Annotated in this window: 12 protein-coding genes and 1 riboswitch; of the genes, 2 read left to right on the forward strand and 10 right to left on the reverse strand. The window is 62.5% G+C overall.

Annotation, left to right across the window (positions count from 1 at the left end; all coding sequences use genetic code 11):
* Positions 1-228: 228 nt before the first annotated feature.
* The 7 genes from atzF to MKS85_RS17355 form a co-directional block, all read right to left on the reverse strand.
* Entirely contained in the window at positions 229-2,013 is a 1,785-nt protein-coding gene (atzF, locus tag MKS85_RS17325; protein ID WP_188252096.1) for an allophanate hydrolase, read from the reverse strand.
* A gap of 22 nt (positions 2,014-2,035) precedes the next feature.
* Positions 2,036-5,665 carry an urea carboxylase gene (uca, locus tag MKS85_RS17330; RefSeq protein WP_188252097.1) on the reverse strand — a complete coding sequence of 1,210 codons (3,630 nt, stop codon included), beginning with the start codon at positions 5,663-5,665 and terminating at the stop codon, positions 2,036-2,038.
* A 216-nt stretch (positions 5,666-5,881) separates the two neighbouring features.
* Positions 5,882-6,523 carry an urea amidolyase associated protein UAAP2 gene (locus MKS85_RS17335; protein ID WP_107322078.1) on the reverse strand — a complete coding sequence of 214 codons (642 nt, stop codon included), beginning with the start codon at positions 6,521-6,523 and terminating at the stop codon, positions 5,882-5,884.
* A gap of 11 nt (positions 6,524-6,534) precedes the next feature.
* Complete coding sequence (locus MKS85_RS17340) at positions 6,535-7,260, reverse strand: urea amidolyase associated protein UAAP1 (protein WP_047227988.1); 726 nt, start codon at positions 7,258-7,260, stop codon at positions 6,535-6,537.
* A 13-nt stretch (positions 7,261-7,273) separates the two neighbouring features.
* Entirely contained in the window at positions 7,274-8,062 is a 789-nt protein-coding gene (locus MKS85_RS17345; RefSeq protein WP_047227987.1) for an ABC transporter ATP-binding protein, read from the reverse strand.
* The gene (locus tag MKS85_RS17350; protein WP_047227986.1) at positions 8,059-8,874 is read right to left on the reverse strand and encodes an ABC transporter permease; all 816 of its coding nucleotides are present in this window, start codon (positions 8,872-8,874) and stop codon (positions 8,059-8,061) included. Before MKS85_RS17350 ends, MKS85_RS17345 begins: the two co-directional genes overlap by 4 nt.
* A gap of 15 nt (positions 8,875-8,889) precedes the next feature.
* Positions 8,890-9,957 (reverse strand): putative urea ABC transporter substrate-binding protein, encoded by a 1,068-nt coding sequence (locus MKS85_RS17355; protein WP_188252098.1) that lies wholly within the window; start codon positions 9,955-9,957, stop codon positions 8,890-8,892.
* 60 nt (positions 9,958-10,017) lie between these two features.
* A riboswitch (guanidine-I (ykkC/yxkD leader) is annotated at positions 10,018-10,119 on the reverse strand.
* Positions 10,120-10,424: 305 nt separating this feature from the next.
* Here MKS85_RS17355 and MKS85_RS17360 point away from each other — a divergent pair.
* Positions 10,425-10,811 carry a hypothetical protein gene (locus MKS85_RS17360; protein ID WP_076385969.1) on the forward strand — a complete coding sequence of 129 codons (387 nt, stop codon included), beginning with the start codon at positions 10,425-10,427 and terminating at the stop codon, positions 10,809-10,811.
* A 214-nt stretch (positions 10,812-11,025) separates the two neighbouring features.
* Here the strand turns inward: MKS85_RS17360 and MKS85_RS17365 are convergent, their stop codons facing one another.
* Entirely contained in the window at positions 11,026-12,138 is a 1,113-nt protein-coding gene (locus tag MKS85_RS17365) for an enoyl-CoA hydratase/isomerase family protein (RefSeq protein ID WP_047227984.1), read from the reverse strand.
* Between the two features lie 131 nt (positions 12,139-12,269).
* Between MKS85_RS17365 and ung the strand changes: the two genes are divergently transcribed.
* Positions 12,270-12,962, forward strand: coding sequence for a uracil-DNA glycosylase (gene ung / locus MKS85_RS17370; protein WP_047227983.1), 693 nt, complete (start codon positions 12,270-12,272; stop codon positions 12,960-12,962).
* A gap of 111 nt (positions 12,963-13,073) precedes the next feature.
* Here ung and MKS85_RS17375 read toward each other — a convergent pair whose 3' ends face one another.
* Together MKS85_RS17375 and MKS85_RS17380 are read right to left on the reverse strand one after the other, a co-directional pair.
* Positions 13,074-14,111 carry an AbrB family transcriptional regulator gene (locus MKS85_RS17375; RefSeq protein ID WP_310663039.1) on the reverse strand — a complete coding sequence of 346 codons (1,038 nt, stop codon included), beginning with the start codon at positions 14,109-14,111 and terminating at the stop codon, positions 13,074-13,076.
* Positions 14,104-15,618 (reverse strand): tripartite tricarboxylate transporter permease, encoded by a 1,515-nt coding sequence (locus MKS85_RS17380; protein ID WP_047227981.1) that lies wholly within the window; start codon positions 15,616-15,618, stop codon positions 14,104-14,106. Before MKS85_RS17380 ends, MKS85_RS17375 begins: the two co-directional genes overlap by 8 nt.

A 15,618-nucleotide genomic window follows, 5' to 3' on the forward strand; every position in this document is an offset into this window, starting at 1 on the left:
CGGCTTGCGCTGGGAATACAACGGCGAACGGAGCGACATGGCGATTTCCTTGGCGCAGACCCAATGAAATCAGTTTAGTGGCCTTGTAGGAAAAGGTGCTCGGATTTGCAGGTTTGTAAAGGGTGGCGAGGGATTTACCGAAATGTCGCACCGCCCCGTTGGGCTGTGCAGCGACCGCAAAAGCGTCTGCTACGCAGCCGAGCGGGAGCAAGCTCCCTCGCCACACAATCACAACTTTTTCAGACTGTCTAAATAAGCCCGCCATCCCCCCAAATGGCTGATGTCCTGCGCGTCCGTCAAACCATACGGCTCACAAATGAATCCGCTTTCCCAGCGGCCGTCGGCCAGTTGTACCTTGCCCAGCCCAAGCGGCGCGGGGATGCCGGTCAGGAACGAACCGAGTTCGCTGCTCGGCAATTCCCAAACCTCCACCTCGATGGCCACGCCGCCTTCACTGACCCGCAGCATGCCGGGACGCAGAGGCGGGCCACCGGCCAGTGCGTAGAGACGGTAATCGGCTGAGCTGTGGGTGGCCTCGATCAGACGGGCTCCGCGTTGCTGGAGCTGCCAGTTCAGCGCCAAACCGTTCAGATGCGCCCCGCACACCACCAGCCGCGCCCGGTCATGGCGAGCCGGGTTGGCGGGCGCTGGCACGGCCGGCGCTTGCTGGCGCTGCAAGGCATCGGCGACGCTTAACAGGTATTGATCGGTGAAGGCCCGACCGAACAGCGTCACGCCCCAAGGCAAGCCGTTAGCCATGAATGCGCTGGGAACAGCGACGGCAGCGTAGTCCAGCAGGTTCATGAAGTTGGTGTAGTAACCCAGCTCCGAGTTGCGCAGCACTGGTTCGGCGGCCAGTTCGGCGAGGGTCACCGGGCGACCGATGGTCGGGGTGAGGACGCAATCGAGCGTTTCCATGACGCGATCGCATTGGGCTTTGAGCGCTTGCAAACGGTACTGGGCACGGAAGGTTTGTACGCCATCCACGGTAGGCGCTTTCGCCAATACGGCGCGGATAACTGGCAGTACGGCATCGGGCTCGCGCTCCATCAACTCCCCGGCAACGCTGTAGCGCTCAGCCACCCAAGGCCCTTCATAAAGGAGCCGGGCGGCTTCCAGAAACGGGGACAGGTCCAGTTCCACCGCTTCGCCGCCCAGGCCCTTGAGGCGCTCGATGGCCGCTTGAAACAGTTGTGGACCTTCGTGGCAGCCGAAAAAAGCCAGGTCTTGCCCACGAGGCACGCCGAAGCGAAAGCTGCGTGGCGCGCCGAACGCAGAGCCGTCGTTCCACAGCGGGTTGCGGCGGCTGTACTCATCGCGTGGGTCGAGATGGGCTGTCAGCGCCAGTAACTGGCTGGCTTCCCGCGCCGTTGCGGTGAAGGTCGTGACGCAGTCCAGCGTGCGACAGGCCGGCACCACACCCGCCGTGGAAATCAATCCTTTGGTGGCCTTCAAACCCAGCAGATTGTTCAGCGCCGCCGGCACCCGACCCGAACCAGCGGTATCGGTGCCCAGGGCAAAACTTGCCACACCCAGGGCCACCGCCAGTGATGAGCCGGCGCTTGAACCGCCGGCCGGATAGTCGGGCAGCACGCTATTGCGACAGGCACCGTAAGGCGAGCGGGTGCCGTTGAGCCCGGTGGCGAACTGGTCGAGATTGGTCTTGCCCAGAGGAATCGCGCCCAAGGCCAGTAGCTGCTCGACAAGGGTGGCCGAACGTTGCGGCACGTAGCTGAACGCCGGGCAGGCGGCCGTGGTGGGAATACCTGCCAGGTCGATGTTGTCCTTGATCGCGAACGGCACGCCATACAGCGGCAGGTTTTCCAGATCCTGGCCCTCCAGCGCGACGAGGTAAGGTTCCAGCTCCTCGGGCGTCAGCAGGTGGATGAACAGGTGGTAGTCCGGGTTCAGCGCCGCGGCTTTTTCCCGCAGGCTCAACAGTAAATTGCGAGGTGTAAGTTCGCCGCTGCGGTAGGCGTCGCGCAAATCGTCCAGGCGTAAAGACGGGGTCATGGCATTAATCCTTTGATTGAGTTCAGTCACGTTCCAGCACCACCACACGTTGTCCGGCGCGCACCGCCGAGCCGGGCTGTACACGAATCTGGCGCACCACTCCGGACACGGGGGCGAGGAGTGGGATCTCCATCTTCATCGACTCCAGAATCACCAGTACGTCACCCGCGCTGACCCGAGCATCCACCTGCACCTGGACCTGCCAGAGATTGCCAGCGATGTGGCTATCGACACTGAGTTGATCTTCGCTCAGCAGCGAATCTTCGCTGGGCGCGGGTGCCGGTTCTTCGCTGTCGAAGTGTGCCTGGCCACTGGCGATCCAGCGCTCGCGCTCGGCATTGAAGGCGCCTTGTTGCTGCGCTCGGAACGCGGCGATGCTGTCCGCCTCCTGCGCCAGGAAGCGCTGGTAATCAGCAAGGTTGAGTTGACCGTGTTCGATGTTCAGGTCGAAGCGGCCCAGCGGGAAGTCCCGGCGGATGCGCAGCAGTTCATCGGCGCTGACCGGGTAGAAGCGGATCTGGTCGAAGAACCGCAACAGCCAGGGTTTGCCGTCGAATGCGGCGACATCGCGATAACGATTCCACATCTGCAACGTGCGCCCGACGAACTGATATCCACCTGGGCCTTCCATGCCGTACACACACATGTACGCACCGCCGATGCCCACCGAGTTTTCCGCAGTCCAGGTGCGGGCCGGATTGTATTTGGTGGTCACCAGCCGATGCCGAGGGTCCAGTGGCGTGGCGACCGGCGCGCCGAGGTAGACATCCCCAAGGCCCATCACCAGGTAGCTGGCGTCGAACACCGTGCGTTGCACTGCGTCGAGGTTGGGCAGGTCGTTGATACGGCGGATGAACTCCAGGTTGCTCGGGCACCAGGGCGCGTCCTTGCGCACCGTGGTCATGTATTTTTCGATGGCCAGCTGGCAGGCCGGATCGTCCCAGGACAGCGGCAGATGCACGATGCGTGACGGCACCTGCAGATCCTGCGCGGCGCACACCGCGTCCCATTCACCGCTGAGGATTTGCAGTAGTTCGGCCAGCGGCAGTTGTTCGGGTTGGTAATGCACTTGCAACGAACGAATGCCCGGCGTGAGGTCGATTACGCCGGGCAACTGTTTGTGCTCCAGCGCCTGCATCAAGGCATGGGCGCGAAAACGCAGCACCAGATCCAGTTCGGGAGCGCCTATCTCTAGCAGCAGGTGTGTGTCGCCGGCCAATCTGGCCACCAGACGGGTATCGTCCTGACCGATATCCAACACCACAGGCGACCCAAACCCCTGTGGGAGCGAGCCTGCTCGCGATGGGGCCAGATCAGACTCCGCATCCACTTCATCGCGAGCAGGCTCGCTCCCACATTGATTCCATTCCAAGGTCAGAGAGCGGGCGGTCTTCAGGTCCACCGGCACAAACCGCACCCTGTCCCCGGCCTTCAGTTGCCCCAGTTGCCAAAGATCCGCCTCGATCACCGTCACCGGGCAGACGAAACCACCCAGGCTGGGGCCGTCGGGACCGAGGATGACGGGCATGTCGCCGGTGAAGTCCACGGCGCCGATGGCATACGGGTTGTCATGGATGTTGGATGGGTGCAGTCCGGCCTCGCCGCCGTCGGCGCGTACCCATTCGGGTTTCGGCCCGATCAGGCGCACGCCGGTTCGGCTGGAGTTGAAATGCACTTCCCAGGCCGTATCGAAGAAGGTGTGGATGTAGCGCTCGGTGAAGTATTCCGGCGCGCCATGGGGGCCGTAAATCACGCGGATCTGCCGCACGTCGGGCAGCTCCAGAGTGGGTTCGCTCGTGTGCGCCACGGTCGCGCGCTCATCCAGGGGCGCCAGGTGTAACACGTCGCCGGTACACAAGGCCCGACCCCCATGGCCGCCGAACTGGCCGAGGGTGAAGGTGCTTTTACTGCCCAGGTAATCCGGCACTTGCACGCCGCCTTGCAGGCACAAGTAACTGCGCGCCCCGGCGCCGACGATGGTGCCGATCGCCAGGGTGGAACCGGCAGGAATCGACAGGGCAGTGTTCATCGGCACAGCTTCGCCATCGAGGGTCAGCGCAATGACTGCGCCGGTCACGGCCACCCTGGCAGCGCAGTTGAAACGCAGCAACGGCCCGCTCATGGTGATTTCCAGCGCCGCGGCGCCTTCTTCATTGCCCAGCAGGCGATTGCCCAGGCGCAGCGAGCGGCTGTCCATCGGTCCCGATGGCGGAACACCCACCGCCCAATAGCCGAGTCGGCCGGGGTAGTCTTGAATGCTGGTCTGGGTGCCGGGGCTGAGCACTTCAAAAGTGTGGGCGCGATAGACCAGCGCCTCAAGGCAGCGAGTCCAGGGCTGGCCGCTGGCAAAGGGTGCATCGAGGAGAATCTGTTGCAGGTAGTCGCGGTTGGTTTCCACGCCGTACAACAGGCTTTCATTCAGCGCTTGATGCAAGCCCAGGCGTGCCTGCTCACGGGTCGGCGCCCAACGAATGACTTTGGCGATCATCGGGTCGAAGTAGGGCGCAATCTGGCAGCCGGCCTCGACCCAGGTGTCGATGCGCAGTTGTTTGCCGTCGGCTGGCGGCCATTGCACAGCGGTCAGCAGCCCCGGACTCGGCTGGAAGTCCCGGCCTGGATCCTCGGCATACACGCGCGCCTGAATCGCATGGCCCTGGGCTCGCAACCCCTGGCTCAACTCGCTCAGGGGCGGCAGATCCCCGGCAGCCAGTTGCACCATCCAGCGCACCAGGTCGACGTTCCACACTTGTTCGGTGACGCCGTGTTCCACTTGCAGGCGGGTGTTCACTTCCAGAAAGTAAAAGCGCCCGGCGTCACTGTCGAACACGAACTCCACGGTGCCGGCGCTGCGGTAGTTGACCGCCTGGGCCAGTTGGATCGCCGCTGCGCAGAGCTCCTCGGCCATACCTTCGGGCAAGTTGGGCGCAGGGGTTTCTTCGATGACTTTCTGGTTGCGCCGCTGCACCGAGCAGTCGCGCACGCCCAGTGCGATCACCTGGCCCTGGCCGTCGCCGAATACCTGAACCTCAAGATGTCGAGCCCGCTCGATGTACTTCTCGATGAACACGCCGGCATCGCTGAAGTTGTTCTGGCCCAAGCGCTTGACCGCTTCGAATGACTCGCTCAACTCGGCGGCATCGCGACAGACACGCATGCCGATGCCACCGCCCCCGGCGGTGCTTTTGAGCATGACCGGATAGCCGACCTGGTTGGCGGCCAGTAGCGCGGCGTCGAGGCTGTCGAGCAGTTCGCTGCCTTCGAGCAGTGGCACGCCGTGCCGGCGAGCCAGGTCGCGGGCGGTGTGCTTGAGGCCGAACACACGCAGTTGCTCTGGCGTCGGGCCGATGAAAGCGATGCCGGCGGCCTCGCAGGCCTGCGCGAAGGCGGCGTTTTCCGAGAGAAAGCCGTAGCCGGGATGGATCGCCGTCGCGCCGCTGCTTTTGGCGATTGCCAGCAGCTTGTCCACCGCCAGATACGTACCGACCGCCGCACCTTCGCCCAGGCAGTGGGCTTCGTCGGCCTGCAGGATATGCAAGCTGGCCGCATCGGCCTGGGAATACACCGCGACGCCTTCGACCTTCAGCTCGCGCAGGGTCCGCAGGATCCGGCAGGCAATGGCGCCACGGTTGGCGATGAGGATTTTTTTGAACATGGCGTAACCCCCTCAGGCATGACTGTCAGCCTGAACTGGGATGCGGGCCGTCCCGCAGTTTTCGATGGCCGCCGGGGTCGTCCCTGGTGGCGAAACCTCCAAACACCCGACTCCCCTGTGGGAGCGAGGGTGTTCATGAAATCAGTGTTTATTTGATGCACTGCCCCGACCGGCTCTGGCACAACGCAAACAGCCAGCGGCGCAGGCGGGTGAGTTTCAGTTCCATATCAAAAGCTCCGCTGGCGTGGGGTTGTAGGCGTTGCACGGGTTGTTCAGTTGCGGGCAGTTGGAGATCAGGACGATCACGTCCATCTCGGCCCGCAGGTCGACGTATTTGCCGGGCGCCGAAATCCCGTCCTCGAACGTCAGGCCGCCGTCGGCGGTGACCGGCACGTTCATGAAGAAGTTGATGTTCGGTCCGATGTCGCCCTTGCCCAGACGACCGTCGTGGGCGCAGGCCCGCAGGTAGTTGTCGCGGCAACTGTGCATGTAGCGTTTTTCCAGGGCGTAGCGCACGGTGTTGCTTTCCTGGGCGCAGGCGCCACCGAGGGTGTCGTGGCGCCCGCAGGTGTCTTCAACGATGGTCAGCATGGGCCGGCCGAGGTTGGAATACAGCACGCTGCCGGTGCTCAGGTACACGCTGTTCTGCCGGCGCAGGGTGCGCTGCACGTCGTAGCGTTCCTTAGGATTGGCCAGGCTGTAGAACAGCGTATCGACCGCCTGGTTGCCTTCCAGGTCGAGGATGCGCAGGGTCTGGCCGGCCTTGACCTCCACCAGCCAGGGTTCCCCGGCGGGGATGGTGGCGCGGTAGATGGCGGCATCGGGCTGCTTTTGCAGGGTGGCGATGGCAAGTGACATGGCAGCTATCCTCAGGCGAACAGGCGGTCGGTGTTGATGAAGCCGCGCTGGTTTTCCGGGCGCGAGTTGCGGCAGTGCTCGGCCACGCTGGGCTCGGCGTTCATCCAGCTGAGCTTGAGCGGTTGCGGGGCGTATTGCGGGTTCGGGTCCATCGGGTGTTGCAGCGCAGTCAGTACCACCAGGGTGTCCATCGGTGCGTAGAGTTCGATGTAATCGCCGGCCTTGGCGTTGCCTTCAACGAAGTGAAAGTTGCCGGCCTCATCGACATCGACCCGGCTGAACAGGTTGAGGGTCATCAGCAGGTCGGACAGGCCCAACCCCCATTTGCCCAGCTCCACCAACAGGTTGTCGGTGCCGTTGCGAAAGAACCCGTTACGCAGTTCCTGATAGCGGCCCTGGCCGTATTTTTCGGCCACTTCCTCGGCGCAGAGCACACCGCCAAGGCTATCGCTCCAGCCGCACGTGTCGGCGGTGATCGCCGCCAGCACCCGGCCCATGTCCGAGTACAGGCAATGGCCGGTGGTGAGTTTGGCGGTGTGTTGGCATTTGAGGCTGTCGGGCAGGTTCAGGCGCTCGGTTTTCTCATTGGCATTGAGCAGCGTCAGGCTCACGTTGGCTCCGCCGCGCAGATCGGTCAGGCGCAGCAGTTGACCGCGCTTGAGCACGAAGGAACGGTGGCCGCCACCGGGCAGCAGCTCTTCGGCGAAGGGAGGAAACAATTGGGTCGAATCGGTCATGGGAAAACTCCTTTCAAGCGATACGCAATGCGCCGGCCAGTTCGGCGGGCAGGGCGTCGACGGCGGCACGGGCGGTGCGGCGGTCGCTGTTCAGTGGAATGTCGTAGGTGATGCGCGCGCCATAGGCGCCGGGGGCATGGGGATCGACGCGAACCTTGTCGAACACCAGCAGGCGTGTGCCGAGGCTGAATCCTTCGGACAGGTCATGGGTGACCATGAACACCGTCAAGCGGGTCTCGCGCCACAGCTCCAGCAACAGGGCGTGCATGTCTTTGCGAATGCCGGGATCGAGTGCGCCGAAGGGTTCGTCCAGCAGCAAGACACGGGGTTTCATGATCAGCGCCTGGGCGATGGCCAGCCGCTGTTGCATGCCCCCGGACAACTGCGCCGGGTATTTGTCCAGTGCATGGCCGAGGCCAACCTTGTTCAGCAGATGCGCGGCCTCTTCACGGGCCTGGCGTTTGGCGCTGCCGAACAGGCGCCCCAGCAGCGGCGAGCGCGGCAGTTCCAGGCCCAGGGCAACGTTGTTCAGCACCGTCAGGTGCGGGAACACTGAGTAACGCTGGAACACCACGCCACGGCTGGCATCCGGCTCACCGGCCAGAGGCTCACCGTCCAGCAGAATCTGCCCGCGACTGGCGCGCTCCTGGCCCAACAGCAGCCGCAGAAAGGTTGATTTGCCACAACCCGACGCCCCCACCAGCGTGCAGAACTCGCCTTCGGCGACGCTCAGGTTCAAGCGTTCGAGCACCACCTGATCGGCGTACTGCTGCCAGACGTTATTGACCTTGATGAAGCTCATGCCTTCGCCCCCTCATACCAGGGGAACGCTCGCCGGGTCAGGTGCTTGAGACCCCAGTCCATCAGCCAGGCGAGCAAGGTGATCCACACCACGTACGGCAAGATCACATCCATCGCCAGGTACCGGCGCACCAGGAAAATCCGATAGCCCAGCCCATCGGTGGAGGCGATGGCTTCGGCGGCGATCAGAAACAGCCAGGCCGAACCGAGCATCAGCCGCAGGGAAATCAACAGGCGTGGCAGCAGTTGCGGCAGCACCACCCGCAGCATCAGGGTCCAGGTCGAAGCGCCGAGGGTCTGGGCCTTGATCAGCAGCTCGGGCGGAATTTCCCGGGCGCGCTGTTCCAGGTCCCGGGCCAGACATGGGGTGATGCCAATGACGATCAGCATCACTTTCGACAATTCTCCCAGACCGAAGACGATGAACAGAATGGGCAGGATCGCCAAGGGAGGCACCATCGACAGCACGGTGAGCAACGGCGACAGCGGCGCGCCGAACAGCGGCAGCGTGCCGGCGGCGATGCCCAGGCACAGGCCGGCCAAGGCGCTGATGCCCAGGCCGATTGCCAGTCTGCGCAGGCTCGATGCGGTGTCTTGCCAGAGCAGGTAATCGCCACTCCGCACGTCAGCGGTGAAGGCCAGGCGTTTGACCGCATCGGCCATCTGCACCGCGCTGGGCAGCAGCTTGTCGTTGGGGTTGTCCGTCAACCGTTCGGCCGAGCCCATAAAGTAGGCGAACAGCACCAGCGCGAAGGGCAGGATCACCAACAACAGGCGGCTGGGGCGATCCGGATAGCGGTTGATCAGGCGCATGCCAGCTCCTCCGGTTTACAGCTTGGCGTCGGCGGCCAGCTGCACGTAGGTCGGGTCAAAGCGCAGCTTGAGGTTGGTCTTGTCGCCGCTGGTCACGCCATTGGCAAACGTCATGCCGACCGCGTCGGTGTCCTTGGCGCCTTCGCCGAGCAAACCGTGCTGAAACGAAAACTCGGCGACCTTGCGCATGGTCGCAGGCAGTTGCTCACTGGTGGCGAAGCTCAGGGCCTCCTTGGGCGTGGCGAACAGCTTGGTGGTGTCCAGTTGCGACTGGAATCCTGCCAGATCGGTGCCCGAGGCTTTGGCCATGTGTTCGAGTGCGGTCTTGCTGGCGGCGTTTTTTGCATCCATCAGCGCCACCACTTCAAACCAGGCACCGGTCAACGCTTTGCCCAGGGCCGGGTTGTCCTGCAGGGTCTGGGTGTTGACCACCATCATGTCCATGATCTCCCCCGGGATCTGGCTGGAATTGAACACCTCGCTCACGCCGGGCTGGGCCTTGATGTCCGAGAGCATCGGGTTCCAGGTGGTGACGGCCTTGACCTGGTCGGTATTGAAGGCCGCGGAGATATCGGCATCGGAGGTGTTGACGACTTTCAGGTCTTTCTCGGTCAGACCGACCGAGTCCAGGGCGCGGGCCAGCAGGTAATGGGAGACCGACAGCTCCACCAGGTTGACGTCCATGCCCTTGAGGTCGGCGACTTTCTTGCCGTCACCCTTGAGCACGATGCCGTCATTGCCGTTGGAAAAATCGCTGACGATCAGCGCGGTGCTGTCCACGCCGCCGGCGGCGGGAATGGTCAAGGCGTCCATGTTGGTCATGGTGCAGCCGTCGAACTGACCGGCGGTGTATTGGTTGATGGATTCGACGTAGTCGTTGAGCTGCACGACATCGATGGTGATGCCGTATTTTTTCGCCCATTTATCGACAATGCCTTGGCTGCCGGCGTACTCCCAGGGCATCCATCCGGCGTAAATGGTCCAGCAGACGCTGAAATGGTCTTTTTGCGCGGCAGGGGACGAGGGGCTTACGAGGGCCGAGAACGTAGCGAGGAGCAGGGCGCAAAGACGAAGCTTGAGCATGGTGGTTCTCCAGTTGATCAAGGGCGGACAGGAGCAACGCGGCACCGCGAACGGTGGCTTGTCTCCCGGGCTTTTGTCCCGCCGTGTAACCTCAACTGGAGGTCGCCAACTCTCGGACCAGCCACTCGCCAGAGGCGAGCCGGAACCCTAGTCAGCCATTGCAAATTGTGGTGCCGCGAACCTGTGATGACTCCTGCACGGAGTTTGTTAAAGCGAGAGCCGTGCCAAGTAGCGTAAAGGCCCGGTCCAAAGCGGGTGGGGAGAGATCAGCGCGGCGTCGCCAGTGGGTTTGTGCATGGTTGTGGTGCTTTGCTGCACCGGGATGAGGCGCGGAGCACATGTTTCAACTTATTGCCGTGGCGCACCAGATTCGGATTTCGCTGTCAGATTAATCGTCAGTCACCCAATAGATGACTGCCGCCCGCCAGCGTCGCTGATGTGGCTCATTAGCGGTCCAGGAGGCCGCCATGTATCGACGACTTCTGCTCATTGCGTTTCTGGGTTTGACACTTTCGGCATGTGTTCCTTACGACGGAGGCTCAAGCTACTACCGTTCCGAGGTCTACACCTCACCGGCGCCGGTCTATTACGGTGGCGGGAGCTACTACTCGGCACCGCGCGGCTATTACGCACCGCGGTATTACCAACCGGCACCGCGCTATTACTCGGCGCCGCGCTACTACCAACACGGTCCACGCTATTACTCGCCACCGCGCACGGCATACCGGTCTCATCCACACCGGGGCGGCTGGGACGGCCATAACCGAGGCGGCTGGAATGACGACCGTCGTGGCCGAGGCGGACGTGATCATCGGGGACGCGGTGATCATGATGGACGGCGTAACCACCGCTGATTCATCGGCAGCAAAAAGCGGCGCATTGAGCGCCGCTTTTTTGTGCCTGTAACAAACCCGATGGGATAACACTTGTGGGAGCAAAGCTTGCTCGCGATGACAGGGGATCAGTCAGCTTCCCGGTGACTGGCATACCGCTATCGCGAGCAAGCTTTGCTCCCACAGATGTCGCTCTCACAGAATGTCACTCTCACGGGTGTGCCACCCAGGTTCTTTACTCATTAGACAAATCCGCCAGCGGATGCCGCCCTTCCCAGGCCTTGTGAAAATGCGCCTCGACCGCTGCTGCGGGGACATGGTTGATGTCCGGCCAGTGCCAGCGGGGCTTGTGGTCTTTGTCGATCAGCCGCGCCCGCACGCCCTCGCTGAATTCAGGGTGTCGGCAGCAGTTGAGGCTCAAGGTGTATTCCATGCGCAACACACTTGCCAATGACAAATGCCGGGCTCGGGCGATCTGTTCCCAGACCAGATGAGCAGTCAGCGGGCAGCCTTCGGTCATGGTCTTGGCCGCCCGGGCGATCAATGGGTCTGAATGGTCCACCAGCAGGCTGAGGGTTTTCCAGGCGCAACGTACATCGCTGACATCCAGCCATTCGTCGATTTTCTGCCGGCGCGGTAGCCATTGCGCCTCGGGTAATTGGGCGACGGCTTCCTGTTGCAAGGCCTTGAGCAAGCTGTTGAGCTGCATGGGCGTCTGTTCCTGCCAATTGAGTTGCAGCAGGCCTTCGATCAGATCGTCCTGTTGTTCATCCAACAGGAAACGGTCGGCCAGACCCAGGTCAATGGCGTCCCGGGCATTCATATGGGCGCCCGTCAGGCCCAGGAACAGGCCAAGCTTGCCGGGCAGCCGCGACAGGAACCAACTGGCGCCGACATCCGGGTACAGGCCGATGCTGATTTCCGGCATCGCCAGGCGCGTGCTCGGTGTGACGATCCGAATATTCGCGCCTTGCAACAACCCCATGCCGCCGCCAAGCACGTAGCCATGGCCCCAGCACACCAAGGGCTTGGGAAAAGTGTGCAGGTTGAAGTCCAGTCGGTACTCCGCGGCAAAAAATTGCGCCGCCAAGGGCGGTACTTCACCTGGTTGAGCGCGGCAGGCCTCTACCAGGCTGCGCACTTCGCCGCCGGCGCAAAACGCCTTGGCGCCGTTGCCACGCAACAATACACAGACGATTTGCGGTTCTCTGGCCCAGGCGTCGAGACGATCGCGCAGGGCGTTGATCATCGGCAAGGAGAGGGCATTCAAGGATTTTTCAGCATCCAGGGTGGCGATGCCGATACGGGCGCCATTGATGCCAGTGAGTTCTTCGAAGTGCAGATTCATCGTGACCTCGATCAGAAATTTGAATGATCAGTATGACCGCTGCGTAGGAAAGTGCCGGTTCTGCGTCAGATCAATTGACAAGCCATGTAGGCTTTCCTAGGGTGCGCCCATTGTTTTTACCGGGTGCAACCATGACTGCTGACGACCGTATCAAACTCGAACCGAGCTGGAAGCAAGCCCTGCGTGCCGAGTTCGACCAGCCCTATATGGCAGAGTTGCGTGAATTTCTGCGTCGGGAGTACGCCGCCGGCAAGGAAATTTACCCACCGGCATCGTTGATTTTCAATGCCCTCAACTCTACCCCGCTGGACAAGGTCAAGGTCGTGATCCTCGGCCAGGACCCTTATCACGGCCCAGGCCAGGCTCATGGTTTGTGCTTTTCAGTGCAGCCGGGCGTGCCGGCGCCGCCCTCGCTGGTGAACATCTACAAGGAATTGAAACGCGACCTGAATATCGACATCCCAAATCACGGCTATCTGCAAAGTTGGGCCGACCAGGGGGTGTTGTTGCTCAACACCACCATGACCGTGGAGCGTGCCAATGCCAATTCCCACGCGGGCAAGGGATGGCAGCACTTTACTGATCGGGTCATTGAAGTGGTCAGTGAGCACCAGCCGCATTTGGTCTTTCTACTGTGGGGCGCTCATGCCCAAGGCAAGCAGAAGCTGATTGATGCCACCAAACACTTGGTGCTGACCTCCGTCCACCCGTCGCCGCTGTCGGCTTACCGCGGTTTCCTGGGGTGCGGGCATTTCAGTCGGGCCAACAAGTTTCTTGAGCAACAGGGCGAAGCGCCGATTGATTGGCGGTTGCCGCCGGTTTAATGCGCCCAGCTGACGGGCCCCATCGCGAGCAGGCTCGCTCCCACACTGATTTGTGTACGCCGCAATATTCTGTGGGAGCGAGCCTGCTCGCGATGAAGGCGCCGCGGACGATCAGACCGAACCCGGCTTGCGAATCCAATACCTGAACAACGGCTCCGCCAGAAACAGCACAAACAGCAGTCGCATCACCTGCAACGCCGTCACCAGCGGTACCGACAGTTGCAGCGTCTCCGCCGTCAGGCTCATTTCCGCAATACCGCCGGGCATCATGCCCAAGGTCAGTGACCGCAAGTCCAGGTGGGTCAGCGTGCTCAGGCCCAGAGCCGCGAGGGTTGCGATCAGCATCGTCAACACCGTGCCGATCAGCGTTCGTCCCATGAACGACGGCGCGCGGCGGAAGAACTGCCGGTTGAAATGACAACCCAATCCGCTGCCGATCAACCACTGGCCGATCTGGTTGCCACCGTCGGGCAGGCCGATGTGCAGATCCCAGCCGATGCTCACCGCCGCACTCACCAGCAACGGTCCGAACAGCCACGGGTTGGGTTGGCGCAAACGCTCCCAGCCCCAGGCGAGCAGGGCGCCCGCCGGGAACAGCAGCGCCAGCCACAGCCAATCCACCGTGGCAGCGTGCTGCACCGGGGCGCCTTCGCCGAGCAAGTATTTGAAAGCGGCCGGTACGCACAGCACCACCACCAGTACCCGCAGGCTCTGGCCGGCAGCGACGCGGCTCAGGTCGGCGCCATTGCGGGCACCGAGGTTGACCATCTCGCCGGAACCGCCCGGCATGCTGGAGAAAAAAGCGGTGGCGCGGTCTTCGCCGGTGCGGCGCATCAGCCACACACTCACCACGCTGGACACGCTGGTGATCAGCGCGCCGAAGAAGATCAGGCCAAAATGGCTCAGCACCTGCTCCATCACCACCGGGGTGAAGTGCAGGCCGATACCGATGCCGACCACCCACTGGCCGCATTTACGGCCGCCAGGGATTTCCATCAGTTGCCACGGTGTGAGGCAGCGCACCAGGATGATTGCCAGTAACGAGCCAACCATCCAGGGCAAAGGCCAGCCGATCAGGCTGGCCAGATAACCGCCGGCCAGACCGACCAGCGGTGTTCCCCACCATTGTCTGAGTGTTGCTTTAGACATTGGCCAGGGCGCGACGTTGAGCCGAGCGACGGCGCCAGATCCGCAGCAATGGCATCAGCAGCATGATGACGGTCAATACCCAGCAACCCAGGGTGATCGGGCTCGACCAGAGGATTTCCAGCGCACCGTTGGAAATCGACAGCGCACGACGCAGGTTCTGTTCCATCAGGCCACCGAGGATGAAGCCCAACAGGACCGGCGACAACGGGAAGTCCAGCTTGCGCAGGATGTAACCGAAGATGCCGATGCCGATCATCAGGAACAGGTCGAACGTGGTGGCGTGCACCGCGTAGACGCCGATCCCGGTGATGATCGCGATGACCGGTACCAATGCCCAGTTCGGCACGGCCAGGATACGGGTGAAGACGCGGATCATCGGGATGTTGAGGATCACCAGCATGATGTTGGCGACGAACAACGAGGCGATCAGGCCCCAGACGATGTCAGGTTGTTGCTGGAACAGCAGCGGACCCGGGGTGATGTTGTACAGCGACAGCGCGCCGATCATCACCGCCGTGGTGCCGGAACCCGGAACACCCAGGGTCAGCATCGGCACCAACGCACCGCAGGCGGCGCCGCCGATGGCGGTTTCCGGGGCGGCGAGGCCACGCTTGTCACCTTGGCCGAACGTACCGCTTGCACCGGCGATGCGTTTTTCCGTCATGTACGCCACGGCACTGGCCAGCGTCGCACCGGCACCTGGCAACACGCCCATGATGAAGCCAAGCACGCCGCATCGCATGTTCACCCAGAACACCGACGCCGCTTCCTTGACGTTGAACATCATCCGCCCGGTGGCTTTCACCGCTTCCTGGCCGCGGTGGGTCTTTTCCAGCAGCAACAGAATTTCACTGATGGAGAACAGGCCCAGCACCAGCACGACGAACTGGATGCCGTCGGTCAAATGGATATTGTCCCCGGTGAAACGGTAGACGCCGCTGTTGGCGTCAATCCCGACGCAGGACAGGAACAGCCCGATCAGCGCCGCGATGAAGGTCTTGAGCGGGCGGTCTCCGGCCATGCCGCCGAGACAGACAATGGCGAACACCATCAGGACGAAGTATTCCGCCGGTCCGAAGGCAATCGCCCATTTGGCCAGCAGCGGGGCGAACAGCACCATCCCGCAAGTGGCAATGAATGCACCGAGGAACGAACTCCACGCCGACAGCGAAAGGGCGACGCCGGCCATGCCTTTGCGGGCCATCGGGTAACCGTCCAGGGTGGTCATGACGGTGGAGGCTTCACCCGGGATGTTGAGCAGGATCGAGCTGATTCGTCCGCCGTATTCGCAACCCAGGTATACGGCCGCCAGCAGGATCAGGGCCGACTCCGGTGGCAGACCGAGGGCGAATGCAATCGGGATCAGCAGCGCCACGCCATTGATCGGGCCCAGGCCCGGCAGCAGGCCGACCACGGTGCCGATCAGGGTGCCGCTCAGGGCGGTAACGAGGTTGTAGGGGGTCAGTGCAACGCCAAAACCCTGGCCGAGATAATTCAGGGTATCCAT

The organism is Pseudomonas sp. JL2, from assembly GCF_031570495.1.
GTDB lineage: Bacteria > Pseudomonadota > Gammaproteobacteria > Pseudomonadales > Pseudomonadaceae > Aquipseudomonas > Aquipseudomonas rhizophila.